At 72.9% G+C, this 18,311-nt stretch carries 15 protein-coding genes; 1 reads left to right on the forward strand and 14 read right to left on the reverse strand.

Translation table 11 applies throughout. From position 1 onward, the window contains the following. Both IE108_RS20690 and fmt read right to left on the reverse strand, forming a co-directional pair. Positions 1-1,428 (reverse strand): RsmB/NOP family class I SAM-dependent RNA methyltransferase, encoded by a 1,428-nt coding sequence (locus tag IE108_RS20690; RefSeq protein WP_064726889.1) that lies wholly within the window; start codon positions 1,426-1,428, stop codon positions 1-3. A 77-nt stretch (positions 1,429-1,505) separates the two neighbouring features. Next, a complete protein-coding gene (gene fmt / locus IE108_RS20695) occupies positions 1,506-2,438 on the reverse strand; it encodes a methionyl-tRNA formyltransferase (RefSeq protein WP_064726890.1) in 933 nt (310 codons plus the stop codon). 334 nt (positions 2,439-2,772) lie between these two features. Between fmt and IE108_RS20700 the strand changes: the two genes are divergently transcribed. Next, positions 2,773-3,324 carry a hypothetical protein gene (locus IE108_RS20700; protein ID WP_064726891.1) on the forward strand — a complete coding sequence of 184 codons (552 nt, stop codon included), beginning with the start codon at positions 2,773-2,775 and terminating at the stop codon, positions 3,322-3,324. 84 nt (positions 3,325-3,408) lie between these two features. Here the strand turns inward: IE108_RS20700 and IE108_RS20705 are convergent, their stop codons facing one another. The 12 genes from IE108_RS20705 to IE108_RS20760 form a co-directional block, all read right to left on the reverse strand. Beyond that, the gene (locus IE108_RS20705; protein WP_064726892.1) at positions 3,409-5,559 is read right to left on the reverse strand and encodes a primosomal protein N'; all 2,151 of its coding nucleotides are present in this window, start codon (positions 5,557-5,559) and stop codon (positions 3,409-3,411) included. 173 nt (positions 5,560-5,732) lie between these two features. Further along, a complete protein-coding gene (gene metK / locus IE108_RS20710; protein ID WP_064726893.1) occupies positions 5,733-6,941 on the reverse strand; it encodes a methionine adenosyltransferase in 1,209 nt (402 codons plus the stop codon). A 242-nt stretch (positions 6,942-7,183) separates the two neighbouring features. Next, positions 7,184-8,386: a bifunctional phosphopantothenoylcysteine decarboxylase/phosphopantothenate--cysteine ligase CoaBC gene (gene coaBC / locus IE108_RS20715; protein ID WP_064726894.1), complete on the reverse strand. Its 1,203-nt coding sequence runs from the start codon at positions 8,384-8,386 to the stop codon at positions 7,184-7,186. A 123-nt stretch (positions 8,387-8,509) separates the two neighbouring features. Continuing rightward, positions 8,510-8,782 carry a DNA-directed RNA polymerase subunit omega gene (rpoZ, locus tag IE108_RS20720; protein WP_003977348.1) on the reverse strand — a complete coding sequence of 91 codons (273 nt, stop codon included), beginning with the start codon at positions 8,780-8,782 and terminating at the stop codon, positions 8,510-8,512. 51 nt (positions 8,783-8,833) lie between these two features. After that, positions 8,834-9,427 carry a guanylate kinase gene (gmk, locus tag IE108_RS20725; RefSeq protein ID WP_064726895.1) on the reverse strand — a complete coding sequence of 198 codons (594 nt, stop codon included), beginning with the start codon at positions 9,425-9,427 and terminating at the stop codon, positions 8,834-8,836. A gap of 37 nt (positions 9,428-9,464) precedes the next feature. Next, positions 9,465-9,788 (reverse strand): integration host factor, encoded by a 324-nt coding sequence (locus tag IE108_RS20730; RefSeq protein ID WP_003977346.1) that lies wholly within the window; start codon positions 9,786-9,788, stop codon positions 9,465-9,467. 233 nt (positions 9,789-10,021) lie between these two features. Further along, positions 10,022-10,867 (reverse strand): orotidine-5'-phosphate decarboxylase, encoded by an 846-nt coding sequence (pyrF, locus tag IE108_RS20735; protein WP_064726896.1) that lies wholly within the window; start codon positions 10,865-10,867, stop codon positions 10,022-10,024. Next, the gene (locus IE108_RS20740; protein ID WP_064726897.1) at positions 10,864-11,970 is read right to left on the reverse strand and encodes a quinone-dependent dihydroorotate dehydrogenase; all 1,107 of its coding nucleotides are present in this window, start codon (positions 11,968-11,970) and stop codon (positions 10,864-10,866) included. The genes pyrF and IE108_RS20740 overlap by 4 nt, the downstream gene beginning before the upstream one ends. A 51-nt stretch (positions 11,971-12,021) precedes the next feature. Beyond that, a complete protein-coding gene (gene carB, locus IE108_RS20745; protein WP_064726898.1) occupies positions 12,022-15,330 on the reverse strand; it encodes a carbamoyl-phosphate synthase large subunit in 3,309 nt (1,102 codons plus the stop codon). After that, positions 15,323-16,465, reverse strand: coding sequence for a glutamine-hydrolyzing carbamoyl-phosphate synthase small subunit (gene carA, locus IE108_RS20750; RefSeq protein ID WP_064726899.1), 1,143 nt, complete (start codon positions 16,463-16,465; stop codon positions 15,323-15,325). Before carA ends, carB begins: the two co-directional genes overlap by 8 nt. Further along, positions 16,462-17,028 (reverse strand): PH-like domain-containing protein, encoded by a 567-nt coding sequence (locus IE108_RS20755; protein WP_064726900.1) that lies wholly within the window; start codon positions 17,026-17,028, stop codon positions 16,462-16,464. Before IE108_RS20755 ends, carA begins: the two co-directional genes overlap by 4 nt. Next, entirely contained in the window at positions 17,025-18,311 is a 1,287-nt protein-coding gene (locus IE108_RS20760; protein WP_064726901.1) for a dihydroorotase, read from the reverse strand. The genes IE108_RS20755 and IE108_RS20760 overlap by 4 nt, the downstream gene beginning before the upstream one ends.

Below are 18,311 nucleotides of genomic sequence, written 5' to 3' on the forward strand. Positions count from 1 at the left end.
CTACGCGGTCCTGCGGATCAGGGCCAGGTACATCGCGTCCGTGCCGTGCAGGTGGGGCCAGAGCTGGACGTCGGGGCCCTCGCCCAGGGCGGGGACGCCCGGGAGGAGGGGGCGGGCGTCGAGGAGGTCGGCGCCGGGGTGCTGCTTGAGCGCGTCGGCGACGACCGCGCGGGTCTCGGCGAGGTGGGGCGAGCAGGTGGCGTACGCGACGACCCCGCCGACGCGTACGGCGTCCAGGGCACCCCTCAGCAGGCCGCGCTGGAGCGGGGCGAAGCCCTCCAGGTCCTCGGGGCGGCGCCGCCAGCGCGCCTCGGGGCGGCGGCGCAGGGCGCCCAGGCCGGTGCAGGGCACGTCGACCAGGACGCGGTCGAAGCTGCCGGGGCGCCACGCCGGGCGGGTCCCGTCGGCGGTGATCACCTGGTAGGGCCCCGGGTTCCCGTCGAGCGCCTTCGCCACCAGGCCGGCCCGGTGCGGCTGCTTCTCCGAGGCGAGCAGGAACGCGCCCCGCTCCGCGGCCAGGGCGCCGAGCAGCGCCGCCTTGCCGCCCGGTCCGGCGCAGCCGTCCAGCCAGCGCCGGTCCGGCCCGTCCAGGGGCGCGTTGGCGAGGGCGAGCGCGACGAGCTGGCTGCCCTCGTCCTGCACACCGGCCCGGTTCTCCCGCACGGCCTCGACGGCGCCGGGCTCGCCGCCCTCGCTGAGCCGCACCGCGTACGGCGACCAGCGGCCCGGCACCGCGGCCTCCTCGCGGAGCAGCTCGTCGGTCGTGGCGCGGCCGGGGCGGGCGACGAGGGTGACCTCGGGCCGCTCGTTGTCGGCGGCCAGCAGGTCCTCGATGCCGGCCCGGCCGCCGCCGAGGGAGTCCCACAGCGCGGAGACGACCCAACGGGGGTGCGAGTGCACGACCGCGAGGTGGTCCTCGGGGTCCTCGTCGTAGGGCGGGGCGACCCGCTCCAGCCAGCCGTCGAGATCGTCCCGCGCCACCTTGCGCAGCACGGCGTTGACGAACTTGGCCCGCCCGTCGCCGAGCACGACCCGGGCCAGCTCCACGGAGGCGGACACGGCGGCGTGGCTCGGGATCCGGGTGCCCAGGAGCTGGTGCACGCCGAGGCTCAGCACGTCCAGGACGGGCGGGTCGACCTCACGCAGGGGCCGGTCCACGCAGTCGGCGATGATCGCGTCGTACGTCCCCTGCCTGCGCAGCGTCCCGTAGACCAGCTCGGTGGCGAGGGCGGCGTCGCGGGCGTCGAACTTCTCGGCGCCCTCCTTCTCCCTCGCCCTGCGCAGCAGCGGCGGCAGTACCAGGTTGGCGTACGCGTCCCGTTCGTCCACCGCCCTGAGCGCCTCGAAGGCGAGCAGGCGGACGGGGTCCTTCTGCGGCCTGCGGTAGGGCTTGCCGGGCTTGCGGGGACGACGAGGCTGCTCGCTCACGAAAAGGTGCTCCGGGTGTGGGTCGAAGTGCGCTCCCCAACCCTACGTCGGGCCGGGGAACGGTCGTGCGACGGTGGTCAGGCGCCTAGCAGCTCGCCCTCGGCGATCCGCACGCCGCGGGCCCAGTCCGCGGCCCGCATCGGCTTCTTGCCCTGCGCCTGCACCCACAGCAGCTCGACGGCGTACGAGCCGGTGCCGACGTACACGTTGTTCTTGCCGGGGGCCAGGTGCCCGGGGGCGAGGCCGTCGCGGTCGGGCAGGGGGACGGCCTGCACGACCTTGAGCCGCTCGCCGCGGAAGGTGGTCCAGGCGCCGGGCGCCGGGGTGCAGCCGCGCACCACGCGGTCCACGCGCAGCGCGGGGGCGGTCCAGTCGATCCGGGCGTCCTCGACGGTGATCTTCGGCGCGAGGCTGACGCCGTCGGCGGGCTGGGGCACGGCGTCGAGGGTGCCGTCCTCGATGCCGTCCATGGTGGCGGCGAGCAGCCCGGAGCCGGCGAACGCGAGCCGGGTCAGCAGGTCGCCGCTGGTGTCCGTGGGCCGGACGGTCTCGGTGACCGTCCCGTAGACGGGACCGGAGTCGAGGCCCTCCTCGATCAGGAAGGTGGAGGCGCCGGTGATCTCGTCGCCCGCCATCAGCGCGTGCTGCACGGGCGCGGCGCCGCGCCAGGCGGGCAGCAGCGAGAAGTGCAGGTTGACCCAGCCGCGGGCGGGCACGTCGAGGGCGACCTTGGGCAGCAGGGCGCCGTAGGCGACGACGGGGCAGCAGTCGGGGGCGATGGCCCGCAGCCGGTCCAGGAAGTCGGGGTCGCGCGGCTTCGCGGGCTTGAGCACCTCGATGCCCGCCTCCTCGGCCCGCTCGGCCACGGGCGAGGCGACCAGCCGCCGCCCCCGCCCGGCCGGAGCGTCGGGCCGCGTGACGACGGCGGCCACCTCGTGGCGCCCGGAGGCGATCAGGGCGTCCAGGGCGGGAACGGCGACCTCGGGGGTACCGGCGAAGACGAGCTTCATGGGTGGGACGGGCCTCTCGGGCGGGGGCGTTGACCGGGCAGCACACCAGTCTACGAGCCCGCGCGGAACCCGAGGCCGCCGACGGCGGACCACCACGACGGCAGAGCTCCACCTCTCGACTCGACCGACTGGAAACGGGTGGTGCGCGGGTGGGTCATCGATTCCGATGGCCGAAGGCCGAGGCGCGAACCCACCCCCGACGGCGCACGCATATGCCCCCACGCCCCCACCCCGTGACCCGCGGAGCGCCCACGCGTTGGTCAAGGAAGAGTTGACCACAGCGGACCGCCCGCGCGGCCCGATTCCTTTCAACGCCGGTTCGAGAGGCTTGTTCATGGCCGACCACGCAACCCACGACGCCCAGGCTCGGGCCAGCCTGCACTTGCTGGTGCGGGACATCGAGCGGGTCCGCCGGCAGGTGGACGCACTGCGCACCCTCACCGCCCAGCTGGGCAACGTCTACCGTCCGCGCCGCTCCGGCCCCTCCACGGGCTTCGTCGTCTACGGACGCGCCCCCGCGCCGACGGTGCGCCTCGCCCAGGAGCTGCGGGACAGCGTCGAGACGCTGGTCACGGCCGCCGTGGACTTCGACCGCTCGCTCGGCTTCTCGTGGGACGCGGTGGGCTCCGCGCTCGGCGTCACCAAGCAGGCGGTGCACCGCCGCTACGGCTCCCGTCGCGCCGCCGCCCAGCCGGTGGCCGCCGCCGAGACCCCCGAGCACGCCCCGGAGCCGACGGCGGGCCGGCCGGTCAACGTGGGCACCGGTCTCCCCGGCGTGCCCACGGTCCCGGCCGCCCGCTCGATGCCGACCCAGCCGACCTCGGGCAGTCCGGTGCTGCGCGAGGAGGTCAGGCCGACGGCCTTCCCCGGCCCGCGCAACGGCTGACGACACCCCCGACCGCCCTCCCGGCCCCGCCGGGGTGGGCGGTCGGTCGTTTGCCCCGCTCGCTTCCCCTCCTCCGGTCGCCCGTCACCCGATGTCCGGTGGATCGATGCGCACCCACACGCCCGCTTCGCTCCCCCGCGCCGTCCGGGCCGCCTGCGCCGTCTTCAGCGCGCCGGCCAGCGCCGCGCCCCGCCCCGGAGGCACCCGGATCAGCGCCCGCTCCCAGTGCTCCCCCGGCGGTGGCGCCCCGGCCCGCCGCGGACGCCCGGGCGCGGTGACCGGCAGGGGCACCGGTCCCAGCAGCTCGGCCTCCGGCGGCAGCTCGACGGCGTCCAGGAAGCCGGCCACCGCCTCGGGCGGCCCCGACACCGCCGCCATCCTGGACACCGGCGGAAAGCCCAGCTCGGCCCGCTCGGCCAGCTCCCGCACCGCGTGCCCCACCGGATCCCAGCGCACCAGCGCCTGCACCGGCCGCAGCGTCGGCTCGGCCACCGCGACGACGGTGCCCCCGGCGCTCTGCGGTCGCACCAGCGCGGCGGCGGCCAGCCAGCGCCGCAGCGCGTCCTCGCCGGCGCGCAGGTCGGGGCGTCCGAGCATCGCCCAGCCGTCGAGCAGCAAGGCCGCCGCGTAGCCGCCCTCGGCGACGGGTTCGGCGCCCGGGGTGCTGACGACCAGCGCCGGTGCCCGCGCCACCGTGTCCAGCACGTGCTCGCGCCCGGAGGTGCGCACGGGCACGGCGGGAAAGGCGCGGCCCAGCTCCTCGGCGGTGCGCCGCGCTCCCACCACCTGCGCGCGCAGCCGGTGCGCCCCGCACTCGGGGCAGTGCCAGCCGCCCTCCTCGCGACCGCACCAGCCGCAGCGCAGCGCGGACCCGGACTCCTGCCCCTCCAGCGGCCCCGAGCAGTGCCGGCACCGGGCGGGCGTCCGGCAGGCGGCGCACGCCATCCGCGGCACGTAGCCCCGCCTCGGCACCTGCACCAGCACCGGTCCGTGCCGCAGGCCTTCCCGGACGGCCTGCCAGGCGAGGGTCGGCAGCCGCGCGGCGCGGGCGGCCTCGTCCCGGGCCAGGTCACCGTCGCCCACGGTCCGCACCAGCGGAGCGGCCGCCCGGACCTGCTCCCGCGCGGCGACCAGAGGGCGGGCCCAGCCGGTCTCCACGAGCTGGGCGGCCTCCACGGTGCAGCTCCAGCCGCCCAGCAGGAAGGCGCACCGGTCCTGGGCGGCGCGCAGCAGCAGCACCTCGCGCGCGTGCGGCTGCGGGGCGTGCGGCTCGCTGTGGCTGTCGTCGCCGTCGTCCCAGAGGGCGACCAGGCCCAGGTCCCGGACCGGCGCGAACATGGCCGCCCGGGTGCCGACGACGGCCCGGACCGCCCCCCGGCGCACCGCGAGCCACTGCGCGTACCGCTTCTCGGGTCCGGCGTCGGCGGTGAGCACCGCGTGCCGCCCCTCGCCCAGCAGCTCGGTCAGGGCGGCGTCGACCCGGGCGACCGCCCGCCCGTCCGGCAGCACGACGAGCGCCCCCCGGCCGGACGCCAGCGTCGCCGCCACGGCCCGGGCCAGCTCCTCGCTCCACCCGGGGCCCGGCAGCGCGTTCCACACGGCGCGCGGCGCGCTCCCCGAGGCGAGCGCCGCGACGAACGCCTCCCCCGCCTCGTACCGCGCCCAGGACCCCGCCTCCGGCACCGGCGGCGGGGGCAGCGGGTCGGGCGAGGGCCGCTTCTCGGCGCGCGCGTTGCGCGGGGGTACGGCGAGCTGCAGCACGTCGGCGAGGCTGCCCGCGTACCGGTCGGCGACCGCGCGGGCCAGGCCCAGCAGTTCCTCGTCGAGGATCCGCTCGGGCGAGACGACCTGGGCGAGCGCCGCGAGGGGGCCCGCGTAGTCGGACTCGGCGCGCCGCTCGATCAGGAAGCCGTCGATGAGCCCGCCGCCCTCGCGCCGCCCGTCGCGCACCCGGTGCCGCCCCGCCCCGAAGCGCACCCGCACCCGCACACCGGGCTGGGCCTCGGCGTCCAGTTCCTCCGGCACCGCGTAGTCGAAGTAGCGGTCGAGGTGGAGCACGCCCTTGTCGACGAGGACCCGGGCGACCGGCAGCTCACCGGCGAGCGCGGCCCCGCGCCAGGTCCGCGGCTTGGCGCGCGGTGTCTTCGTGCGGCGGACGGTCTCCCGGATGAGCGCGAGCTGCTCGGGCGGCGCGTCCTGCGCGCCGCCCTCGGCCGGTCCGTTGTCGCTGCTCACCGTTGCATTCTCGCAAAGGCCACTGACAACCGCGGACGCCCGCGGCCGGCCGTCCCGGCCACACCCGGCGGCGTCCCCGGAACGCACCGGGGCCCGGCGCCCCCGTCAGGGGACACCGGGCCTCGTGAGGTGCGGCGGACGCGTCTCGCGGCGCGGACCGCGGGCGGCGCGGTCTAGAGCCCGGCCGCCTTGCGCAGCGCGTCCACGCGGTCGGTGCGCTCCCAGGTGAAGTCGGCCAGCTCGCGGCCGAAGTGACCGTAGGCCGCGGTCTGGGCGTAGATCGGGCGGAGCAGGTCGAGGTCGCGGATGATCGCGGCGGGACGGAGGTCGAAGACCTCGTCGATCGCCTTCTCGATCTTCTCGGGGTCGATCTTGGCGGTGCCGAAGGTCTCCACGAAGAGGCCGACCGGCTCGGCCTTGCCGATGGCGTAGGCCACCTGGACCTCGCAGCGGGCGGCGAGGCCCGCGGCGACGACGTTCTTCGCGACCCAGCGCATCGCGTAGGCGGCGGAACGGTCGACCTTGGACGGGTCCTTGCCGGAGAAGGCGCCGCCGCCGTGGCGGGCCATGCCGCCGTACGTGTCGATGATGATCTTGCGTCCGGTCAGGCCGGCGTCGCCCATCGGGCCGCCGATCTCGAAGCGGCCGGTCGGGTTGACCAGGAGGCGGTAGTTCTCCGTGTCGAGCTTGATGCCGTCGTCGAGGAGCGCCTTCAGCTCGGGCTCGACGACGAATTCCTTGATGTCGGGAGCGAGCAGCGACTCCAGGTCGATGTCGCTGGCGTGCTGCGAGGAGACGACGACCGTGTCGAGGCGGACGGCCTTGTCGCCGTCGTACTCGATGGTGACCTGGGTCTTGCCGTCGGGGCGCAGGTACGGGATGGTCCCGTTCTTGCGGACCTCGGAGAGGCGCTTGGAGAGGCGGTGCGCCAGGAAGACGGGCAGCGGCATGAGGGTCGGCGTCTCGTCGGACGCGTAGCCGAACATCAGGCCCTGGTCGCCGGCGCCCTGCCGGTCCAGCTCGTCCTCGTCGCCCTCGACCCGGTTCTCGTAGGCCGTGTCGACGCCCTGCGCGATGTCCGGGGACTGGGCGCCGATCGAGACCGAGACGCCGCAGGACGCGCCGTCGAAGCCCTTCTTCGAGGAGTCGTAGCCGATCTCCAGGATCTTGCCGCGGACGAGGGTGGCGATGTCCGCGTAGGCCTTGGTGGTGACCTCACCGGCCACGTGCACCAGACCGGTGGTGATCAGGGTTTCGACGGCGACCCGAGAGGTCGGGTCCTCGCGCAGAAGCGCGTCGAGAATCGTGTCGCTGATCTGGTCAGCGATCTTGTCGGGGTGACCTTCGGTCACGGACTCCGAAGTGAACAGGCGACGGGACACAACGCTCCCTGGGGTTGCAGCGGCTGCTGGCTGATCATTGGCGGACGGCACGGGGAGCTGCACCCGGCGACGTCCGAGGAACAGTTTATCGGTCACGCTCGGCCGCGGACCCACCCGTCTCAGCTCTCGGAAGGGCTGTGACCTGCGGCACGCGCATTCTGCCCAGAACGAGGCGGCCTTGGCCAGGGCCGCCACGCTCGAATGCGCGGGGTTCGCGCGGACCGCCCGGCCGAATGGCTCATTCAGGCGAGTCGCGCGGCCACGAGGTCCCACACCGTTTCGGCCAGGTCCTCCTTCGGACCGTACGGCACGGGGGTCTCGCTGCCGTCGGCGGCCAGGACGACGGCCTCGTTCTCCTCGGCGCCGAAGGTCTTGCGTTCTCCCACCTCATTGACCACGAGGAGGTCGCACCCCTTGCGCTTCAGCTTCGCCCGGCCGTTGGCCAGGACGTCGTCGGTCTCGGCCGCGAAACCGACGACCACCTGCTCCGGGCGGCTCCGGTTGCCGGAGATCTCGGCGAGGATGTCCGGATTGCGTACCAGGGCGATCGGGGCCGGTTCCTGGCCGTCCTTCTTCTTGATCTTTCCGGTGGCGTAGGCGGCCGGGCGGAAGTCGGCGACCGCGGCGGCCATGACGACGGCGTCGGCGTCGGCGGCCGCCCGCAGCACGGCCTCGCGCAGCTCGACGGCGGTGCCGACCCGGACCACGTCCACGCCGGCCGGGTCCGGGAGCGACGGGTTCGCCGAGAGCAGGGTGACGCGGGCACCGCGGGCGGCGGCGGTGCGGGCGAGGGCGTACCCCTGCTTGCCGGAGGAGCGGTTGCCCAGGAAGCGGACGGGATCGAGGGGCTCACGGGTGCCGCCGGCGCTGACCACGACGTGGCGTCCGGCGAGGTCCGGCTCCCGCACGCCCCGGGCGAGGACCCGGCGGCAGACCTCGAAGATCTCGCCGGGGTCGGGCAGCCGGCCCTTGCCGGTGTCGACGCCGGTGAGGCGGCCGACGGCCGGTTCGACGACGACGGCACCGCGCCGGCGCAGCGTCGCCACGTTCTCCTGGGTGGCCGGGTGCTCCCACATCTCGGTGTGCATGGCGGGGGCGAAGACGACCGGGCAGCGGGCCGTCAGGAGCGTGTTGGTGAGGAGGTCGTCGGCGAGGCCGTGGGCCGCCTTGGCGAGCATGTCGGCGGTGGCGGGCGCGACGACGACCAGGTCGGCGTGCTGGCCGATGCGCACGTGCGGGACCTCGTGGACGTCGTCCCACACCTCGGTCGACACCGGGTTCCCGGACAGGGCGGACCAGGTGGCCGCACCCACGAAGTGCAGCGCGGAGGCGGTGGGGACGACCCGGACCTCGTGCCCCGACTCCGTGAACCTGCGCAGCAGCTCACAGGCCTTGTAGGCGGCGATGCCGCCGCTGACCCCCAGAACGACCTTGGGCTTGTCCACCGTCTCTCCCCGACTCGGATAACGCTTACGACCCATGACACACCACAGGCCCGACAGTCGGACTGCCGGGCCTGTGGATAAGTCAGCTTCGAGCTGAAAATACTACCGCCGATGACGTCGGTACTACTGAGCCGGACCCTCGATGGCCTCGGAGGTCAGCAGTCCCGCGTTGATCTCGCGCAGGGCGATCGAGAGCGGCTTCTCGTGCACGTGGGTGTCGACGAGCGGACCGACGTATTCGAGGAGGCCCTCGCCGAGCTGCGAGTAGTACGCGTTGATCTGGCGGGCCCGCTTGGCCGCGTAGATCACGAGGCTGTACTTCGAGTCCGTGGCCTCGAGGAGCTCGTCGATCGGCGGGTTGATGATGCCCTCGGGCGCGGAGATGGAAGAGGACACGCTCTACCTTCCGATGGATGGGAAAGATTCAGTGAGGGTGACCAGTAACGATCACACCACGTTCGTCAAGGCTAGCAGCTCGCGGGCCACGTCCTCGACGGAGGTGTTGACCAGCGTCTGGTCGAACTCCGGCTCGGCCGCCAGCTCGACCTTGGCCGCGTCCAGCCGGCGCTCGATGACGTCCGGCGGCTCGGTGCCCCGCCCGGTGAGGCGGCGCACCAGCTCCTCCCAGGAGGGCGGGGCCAGGAACACCAGCTGGGCCTCCGGCATGGACTCGCGGACCTGCCGCGCGCCCTGCAGGTCGATCTCCAGGAGCACCGGCTCGCCGGCCTCCAGGCGCTCCAGCACGGCCGTGCGGGGCGTGCCGTAGCGGTTGCCGGCGAACTCGGCCCACTCCAGCAGCTCGCCGTTGGCGATCAGCTTGTCCATCTCCTCGTCGGAGACGAAGAAGTAGTGGACGCCGTGCTGCTCGCCCGGGCGCGGCCGGCGGGTCGTCGCCGAGACCGACAGCCATACCTCGGGGTGTTCCTTGCGCATATGGGCGACGACCGTGCTCTTGCCGACCCCCGAGGGGCCGGAGAGCACGGTCAGCCGCGGACGTGCGTCCGGGGGGACGGGGGACGTCCCCCGGGTTGTTGCAGCCATGCAGCGATTATTCCAGCAATCCCGGAGTGGTCCGGACTCAGCTGCCGGTGCTGCCGAACTCACGCTCCAGGGACGCGATCTGGTTGGACCCGAGCCCGCGCACGCGGCGGCTCTCGGAGATGCCCAGCCGCTCCATGATCTGCTTGGCGCGGACCTTGCCCACGCCCGGCAGGGACTCCAGGAGGGCGGAGACCTTCATCTTGCCGATGACGTCGTTCTCCTGACCCTGCTTGATGACCTCGTGGAGGGAGGCGCCGGAGTGCTTGAGTCGATTCTTGACCTCGGCCCGCTCCCGGCGAGCCGCGGCGGCCTTTTCGAGCGCGGCTGCGCGCTGTTCAGGGGTAAGGGGCGGAAGAGCCACGCCTACGTCACCTCGGATGTCGAACTGTCGGATACGGACCGGTGAGGAACCTAGTCGCCCCACACCTGGGGAGCCACGAGCAACACGCTTGCCCGCCGACTCTCGACGGAGACTAGCGGTCAAGTCCGCCAGAGTCAGCGAGAACAGCGGAAAAGTCCTGGTCAGCCTCTGTGAGGCCGGACATTAGGGACATAATGCCTCGGATTTGAGGATGTATCCAAGGTCCCGGCCTCCTAGGACGCCGCCAGAGCGGCCCTGACCTCGTCGGCGAAGCGGTCCGCGGCCGTGCGCAGCGCGGTTGCGTCCGGACCGTGACGAAGCACACCCCTGCTGACATTCGGCACCACGTTGCCCACCGCCGCACCGAACACCCGCGGCAGGTCCGCGGGCGTCGCCCCCTGGGCCCCGATGCCGGGCGCCAGGAGCGGGCCGTTGACCTCCAGGTCGTACGACGACAGGTCGCCGAGGGTGGCGCCGACCACCGCGCCGAAGGAGCCGAGCGGCTCCTCCCCCGCGTTCTCGGCGGCCAGGTGCGCCAGCATCGTCGCCCCCACGCTCCGCCCGTCCGACCGCACCGCGTGCTGGACCTCGCCGCCCTCCGGGTTGGAGGTCAGCGCCAGCACGAAGAGGCCCGCGCCGCTCTCGCGCGCCAGGTCGACGGCCGGCTTCAGGGATCCGTAGCCGAGGTAGGGCGAGACCGTGAGCGCGTCCGAGAACAGCGGCGCGTCCTTGTGCAGGAACGACTCCGCGTAGGCCGCCATGGTCGAGCCGATGTCGCCGCGCTTGGCGTCCATGACGACCAGCGCGCCGGCCGCCCGCGCCTCGGCCACCGACTTCTCCAGGACGGCGACGCCGCGCGAGCCGAAGCGCTCGAAGAAGGCGCTCTGCGGCTTGAGCACGGCCACCCGGTCGGCCACCGCCTCGACGACGGTGCGGCTGAACCGCTCCAGGCCGCTCACGTCGTCGGCGAGTCCCCACTCGGCGAGGAGCGAGGCGTGCGGGTCGATGCCGACGCACAGCGGGCCGCGCTCGTCCATCGCGCGGCGCAGCCGGGCGCCGAAGGGCTCGAGTACCGTCATGCGTGCGTCCTCACGTCGGCGCCGACGGCGTCGGCGAGGGTGGCGTAGGGGCTCTGCCGCAGCCGGGCGGCGAGGCCCTTGTGGATGGCTCGGCCCCAGAAGGGGCCCTCGTAGATGAACGCGCTGTAGCCCTGGACCAGCGTGGCCCCGGCCAGGATGCGCTGCCAGGCGTCCTCGGCGTTCTCCACGCCGCCGACGCCCACCAGGGTGATCCGGTCGCCCACGCGCGCGTACAGGCGGCGCAGGACCTCCAGGGAGCGCTCCTTGAGGGGCGCGCCGGACAGGCCGCCGGTCTCCCGCACGAGGACGGGCGAGGACGTGAGGCCCAGGCCCTCGCGCGCGATGGTGGTGTTGGTCGCGATGATCCCGTCCAGGCCCAGCTCCACGGCCAGGTCGGCGACCGCGTCGACGTCCTCGTCGGCGAGGTCCGGCGCGATCTTGACCAGGAGGGGGACGCGCCGGGCGGTGACCGCGCGGTCGGCCGCCTCGCGGACCGCCGTCAGGAGCGGCCGCAGCGCCTCGGTTGCCTGGAGGTTGCGCAGGCCGGGCGTGTTCGGGGAGGAGACGTTGACGACGAGGTAGTCGGCGTGCGGGGCGAGCCGCTCGGCGGACTTCACGTAGTCGCCGACCGCCTCCTCCTCCGGGACGGCCTTGGTCTTGCCGATGTTGACGCCCACGACGGTCCGGAAGACGGGCGTGCGGGAGGCCAGGCGGGCGGCCACGGCCAGCGAGCCGTCGTTGTTGAAGCCCATGCGGTTGATCAGCGCCCGGTCGTCCACCAGCCGGAACAGCCGCTTTCTGGGGTTTCCGGGCTGGGGCTCGCCGGTGACCGTGCCGATCTCGACGTGGTCGAAGCCGAGCATCGCCATGCCGTCGACGGCGACGGCGTTCTTGTCGAAGCCGGCCGCGAGCCCGAAGGGCCCGTGCATGCGCAGGCCCAGGGCCTCGGTGCGCAGCTCCTTGTGGCGCGGCGCCAGCACGGCCGCCGCGAAGGTGCGCAGGACGGGCACGCGCACGGCCAGGCGGATCCAGCGGAAGGCCAGGTGGTGCGCCCCCTCCGGGTCCATCCGCTTGAAGACGAGGGAGAAGAAGGTCTTGTACATGGTGTCCTCGTGAAGAGGGGGACACCGTTTCCGGTGTCCCCCTCGGGGCTGCTAGTCGCGGGCGGCGGTCAGGAATTCCGCGTGTTCCTGGAGCGAGCGCACTCCCACGTCGCCGTGGTTGAGGGCGTCGATGCCCTGGACCGCGGCCGCCAGTGCCTGGACGGTGGTCAGGCAGGGCACGGAGCGGGCCACGGCCGCCGTGCGGATGTCGTAGCCGTCGAGGCGGCCACCGGTGCCGTACGGGGTGTTGACGATGAGGTCGACCCCGCCGTCGTGGATGAGCTGGACGATGGTCTTCTCGCCGTTGGGGCCGGGGCCCTCGGACTGCTTGCGGACCACGGTGGCGTTGATGCCGTTGCGCTTGAGGACCTCGGCGGTGCCGGAGGTGGCCATCAGCTCGAAGCCGTGGGCGACCAGCTCGCGGGCCGGGAAGATCATCGAGCGCTTGTCGCGGTTGGCGACCGAGATGAACGCGCGGCCCTTGGTGGGCAGCGGGCCGTAGGCGCCGGCCTGCGACTTGGCGTAGGCGGTGCCGAAGACCGAGTCGATGCCCATGACCTCGCCGGTGGAGCGCATCTCCGGGCCGAGCACCGTGTCGACGCCGCGGCCGTGGATGTCCCGGAAGCGGGACCACGGCATCACGGCCTCCTTGACGGAGATCGGCGCGTCCAGCGGCAGCTCGCCGCCGTCGCCGGTGGCCGGGAGCAGCCCCTCGGCGCGCAGCTCGGCGATGGTCGCGCCCAGCGAGATGCGGGCGGCGGCCTTGGCCAGCGGCACCGCCGTCGCCTTCGAGGTGAAGGGCACGGTGCGGGACGCGCGCGGGTTGGCCTCCAGGACGTACAGGATGTCCCCGGCCAGCGCGAACTGGATGTTGATCAGGCCGCGCACGCCGACGCCCTTGGCGATGCCCTCCGTGGAGGCGCGCAGCCGCTTGATGTCGAAGCCGCCGAGCGTGATCGGGGGCAGGGCGCACGCCGAGTCGCCGGAGTGGATGCCGGCCTCCTCGATGTGCTCCATGACGCCGCCGAGGTACAGCTCCTCGCCGTCGTACAGCGCGTCGACGTCGATCTCGATCGCGTCGTCCAGGAAGCGGTCGACCAGGACCGGCCGGGAGGGGCTGATCTCGGTCGACTCGGCGATGTACGCCTCCAGGCGGGTCTCGTCGTAGACGATCTCCATGCCGCGTCCGCCGAGGACGTAGGAGGGCCGCACCAGGACCGGGTAGCCGATCTCGTCGGCGATGCCCTTGGCCTCGGCGAAGGTGGTGGCGGTGCCGTGCTTGGGGGCGGGCAGGCCGGCCTCGGCCAGGACCCGGCCGAAGGCGCCGCGGTCCTCGGCGGCGTGGATGGCCTCGGGCGAGGTGCCGACGACCGGCACGCCGTTGTCCTTGAGCGCCTGGGACAGGCCCAGCGGGGTCTGGCCGCCGAGCTGGACGACGACACCGGCGACCGGGCCGGCCTGCTGCTCCGCGTGGACGATCTCCAGGACGTCCTCCAGGGTGAGCGGCTCGAAGTACAGCCGGTCGGAGGTGTCGTAGTCGGTGGAGACGGTCTCCGGGTTGCAGTTGACCATCACGGTCTCGTACCCGGCGTCGCTGAGGGCGAAGGAGGCGTGGACGCAGGAGTAGTCGAACTCGATGCCCTGGCCGATGCGGTTCGGACCCGAGCCCAGGATGATGACGGCCGGCTTCTCGCGGGGCGCGACCTCGGTCTCCTCGTCGTAGGAGGAGTAGAAGTACGGCGTCCTCGCGGCGAACTCGGCGGCGCAGGTGTCGACCGTCTTGTAGACCGGGCGGATGCCGAGCGCGTGCCGCACCTCGCGGACGACGTCCTCGCGCAGACCGCGGATCTCGCCGACCTGCTGGTCGGAGAAACCGTGCCGCTTGGCCTCGGCGAGCAGGTCGGCGGTCAGCTCGGGCGCCGCGGCCAGTTCGTCGGCGATTTCTTTGATCAGGAAGAGCTGGTCGACGAACCAGGGGTCGATCTTCGTGTACGCGAAGACCTCCTCGGGCGTGGCGCCCGCCCGGATGGCCTGCATGACCAGGTTGATGCGGCCGTCGGTGGGCCGGACGGCCTCGCGCAGCAGCTCGGCCTTGTCGCCCGGCTCGCCGACGAAGGTGAACTGGCTGCCCTTCTTCTCCAGCGAGCGCAGCGCCTTCTGGAAGGCCTCGGTGAAGTTGCGGCCGATGGCCATGGCCTCGCCGACCGACTTCATGGTGGTGGTGAGGGTGGAGTCGGCCTGCGGGAACTTCTCGAAGGCGAAGCGCGGGGCCTTGACGACCACGTAGTCGAGGGTCGGCTCGAAGGAGGCCGGGGTCTCCTGCGTGATGTCGTTCGGGATCTCGTCCAGCGTGTAGCCGACGGCCAGCTTGGCGGCGATCTTGGCGATCGGGAAGCCGGTCGCCTTGGAGGCGAGCGCCGAGGAGCGCGACACGCGCGGGTTCATCTCGATGACGATCACGCGACCGTCCTCGGGGTTCACCGCGAACTGGATGTTGCAGCCGCCGGTGTCCACGCCGACCTCGCGGATGATCGCGATGCCGACGTCGCGCAGCACCTGGTACTCGCGGTCGGTCAGCGTCATCGCGGGGGCGACGGTGATGGAGTCGCCGGTGTGCACGCCCATGGGGTCGAAGTTCTCGATGGAGCAGACCACCACGACGTTGTCGTGCTTGTCGCGCATCAGCTCCAGCTCGTACTCCTTCCAGCCGAGGATGGACTCCTCCAGGAGCACCTCTGTGGTCGGCGAGAGGGTGAGGCCCTGTCCGGCGATGCGGCGCAGCTCCTCCTCGTCGTGGGCGAAGCCGGAGCCGGCGCCGCCCATGGTGAAGGAGGGGCGGACGACGACCGGGTAGCCGCCGAGCGCGTCGACGCCCTTGAGGACGTCGTCCATGGAGTGGCAGATGTAGGAGCGGGCGGACTCGCCGTGCCCGATCTTCTTGCGGACCTCCTCGACGACGCCCTTGAAGAGGTCGCGGTCCTCGCCCTTGTTGATCGCCTCGACGTTGGCGCCGATCAGCTCGACGCCGTACTTCTCCAGCACGCCCTGGTCGTGCATGGAGATCGCGGTGTTGAGGGCGGTCTGGCCGCCGAGCGTCGGCAGGAGCGCGTCGGGGCGCTCCTTGGCGATGATCTTCTCGACGAACTCGGGGGTGATCGGCTCGACGTAGGTCGCGTCGGCGATCTCCGGGTCGGTCATGATCGTCGCGGGGTTGGAGTTCACCAGGATGACGCGCAGGCCCTCGGCCTTGAGCACGCGGCACGCCTGGGTGCCGGAGTAGTCGAACTCGGCGGCCTGGCCGATGACGATCGGGCCGGAGCCGATGACCAGGACGGACTGGATATCGGTGCGCTTAGGCACGCTGGCCCTCCATGAGCTTCACGAAGCGGTCGAACAGGTAGGCGGCGTCGTGCGGGCCGGCTGCCGCTTCGGGGTGGTACTGGACGCTGAAGGCCGGCCGGTCGAGGAGCTGGAGTCCCTCCACCACGTTGTCGTTGAGGCAGACGTGGGAGACCTCGGCGCGGCCGTAGGGGGTGTCGGAGACCCGCTCGAGCGGGGCGTCCACGGCGAAGCCGTGGTTGTGGGCGGTGACCTCGACCTTGCCGGTCGTGCGGTCCTGCACCGGCTGGTTGATGCCGCGGTGGCCGTACTTCAGCTTGAAGGTGCCGAAGCCGAGCGCGCGGCCCAGGATCTGGTTGCCGAAGCAGATGCCGAAGAGCGGCGTGCCGCGCTCCAGGACGCCCCGCATCACGGCGACCGGGTGGTCGGCGGTGGACGGGTCGCCCGGGCCGTTGGAGAAGAACACGCCGTCCGGCTCGACGGCGTAGACGTCCTCGACGGTGGCCGTGGCGGGCAGCACGTGCACCTCGATGCCGCGCTCGGCCATGCGGTGCGGGGTCATGCCCTTGATGCCGAGGTCGACGGCGGCGACGGTGTACTTCTTCTCGCCGATCGCCGGGACGACGTACGTCTCGGTGGTGGCGACCTCCGCGGAGAGGTCGGCGCCGCTCATCTCGGGGGCCTGGCGGACCTCGGCGAGCATGGTGCCCTCGTCGGGCAGCGCGTGGCCGGAGAAGATGCCGACCCGCATGGCGCCGCGTTCGCGCAGGTGGCGGGTGAGGGCGCGGGTGTCGATGCCGGAGATGCCGACGACGCCCTGGGCGGCCAGCTCGTCGTCGAGGGAGCGGGTGGAGCGCCAGTTCGACGGCACGCGCGCGGGGTCGCGGACGACGTAGCCGGAGACCCAGATCTTCTTCGACTCCATGTCCTCGTCGTTGACCCCGGTGTTCCCGACGTGCGGGGCGGTCATGACGACGACCTGGCGGTGGTACGACGGGTCGGTGAGGGTCTCCTGGTAGCCGGTCATGCCGGTGGAGAACACGGCTTCGCCGAAGGTGGCCCCCACGGCCCCGTAGGCGCGGCCGCGGAAGGTGCGGCCGTCCTCCAGGACGAGTACTGCGGGAGTCCTGTCGACTCCCCTGGTGGAGGTCGTCATCGTGCGCCTTCCGTTTCCGTCTTGTTGATCATGTCGTTCAGGGTCGCGACCCACTCGTTGTGCTCGGCCGCGTGGTCGGAGCGGAAGCCCGAGTCGATCAGCTTGTCGCCGTGGGCCCAGGTGACGACGAGCAGGCCGCCCTCGGTGAGGACCTTGCCGGCGATGCCCTTGTCGAGGCGGGCCTCGCGCAGTGCGGCGACGGGGACGAAGAAGTCGGCCGCGCCGGGGCGTACGACGTCCAGTCCCGCGTCCGTCAGGGTGAGCTCGACCCGGCTGCGGGTGCCCAGGCCGTGGGCCACGATGCGGTCCAGCCACTGCCCGGCGGTGGTGGAGCCGTGGTAGCGGCCGCTCAGGACCAGTCTCGCCGGACCGGGGTCGTCGGGCGCGCTGGGCAGCTCGGGCAGGTCGCCCTGGAGGGTGCCGCGCCACTTCCAGCCCTCGCGCATCAGCCAGTAGACGAGCGCGACGAACAGTCCGAGGCCGACGACCCAGCCGATCCGGGCGGCCCAGTCGGTCACTTCCGCCGATTCCTTACCGGCGGCCAGCAGGATTACAGGTGTCACGTGAGCTTCCCGTCGACGAGCGTGGCCTTGCCCCGCAGCCACGTGTGCGTCACACGGCCCGGCAGCTCGCGCCCCTCGTAGGGGGTGTTGCGGCTGCGCGAGGCGAAGCCCGCGGGGTCCACCCGGCCACGGTATTCCGTGTCGACGAGGGTGAGGTTGGCGGGCTCACCAGCCGAGACGGGACGGCCGTGTCCGGTGGCCTGTCCGATCCGCGCGGGCTTGACGGACATCCGGTCGGCGACGCCGGCCCAGTCCAGCAGGCCCGTTTCCACCATGGTCTCCTGGACCACCGACAGCGCGGTCTCCAGGCCCACCATGCCCATGGCGGCCGCGGCCCACTCGCAGTCCTTGTCCTCGTGCGGGTGCGGGGCGTGGTCGGTGGCGACGATGTCGATGGTGCCGTCCGCGAGCGCCTCGCGCAGCGCCAGGACGTCACGCTCGGTGCGCAGCGGCGGGTTGACCTTGTAGACCGGGTTGTACGACCGGACCAGCTCGTCGGTGAGGAGCAGGTGGTGCGGGGTGACCTCGGCGGTGACGTCGATGCCGCGGGACTTGGCCCAGCGGACGATCTCGACGGACCCGGCGGTCGACAGGTGGCAGATGTGGACGCGGGAGCCGACGTGCTCGGCGAGCAGCACGTCCCGAGCGATGACCGACTCCTCGGCGACCGCGGGCCAGCCGCCGAGGCCCAGCTCGGCGGAGACGACGCCCTCGTTCATCTGGGCGCCCTCGGTGAGCCGGGGCTCCTGGGCGTGCTGGGCGACGACGCCGTCGAAGGCCTTCACGTACTCCAGGGCGCGGCGCATGATCACGGCGTCGTGGACGCACTTGCCGTCGTCGGAGAAGACGGTGACGCCGGCCGCGGACTCGTGCATGGCGCCCAGCTCGGCGAGCTTGGCGCCCTCCAGGCCGACGGTGACGGCGCCGATGGGCTGCACGTCGCAGTAGCCGGACTCGCGGCCGAGGCGCCAGACCTGCTCGACGACGCCGGCCGTGTCGGCGACGGGGAAGGTGTTGGCCATGGCGAAGACGTTGGTGTAGCCGCCGCTCGCCGCCGCGCGGGTGCCGGTGAGGACGGTCTCGGAGTCCTCGCGGCCGGGTTCGCGCAGGTGGGTGTGGAGGTCGACCAGGCCCGGCAGCAGCACCTTGCCGCCCGCCTCGACGACCTCGGCGCCGTCGGCGGACAGGCCGGTACCGACCTCGGCGATCGTCGCGCCGTCGATCAGCACGTCCTGCGGCTCGCCGCCGAGCACCTTCGCACCGCGGATCAGGATCTTGCTCAT

The sequence above is a fragment of the Streptomyces parvulus genome, from assembly GCF_014648855.1.
Lineage (GTDB): Bacteria > Actinomycetota > Actinomycetes > Streptomycetales > Streptomycetaceae > Streptomyces > Streptomyces parvulus.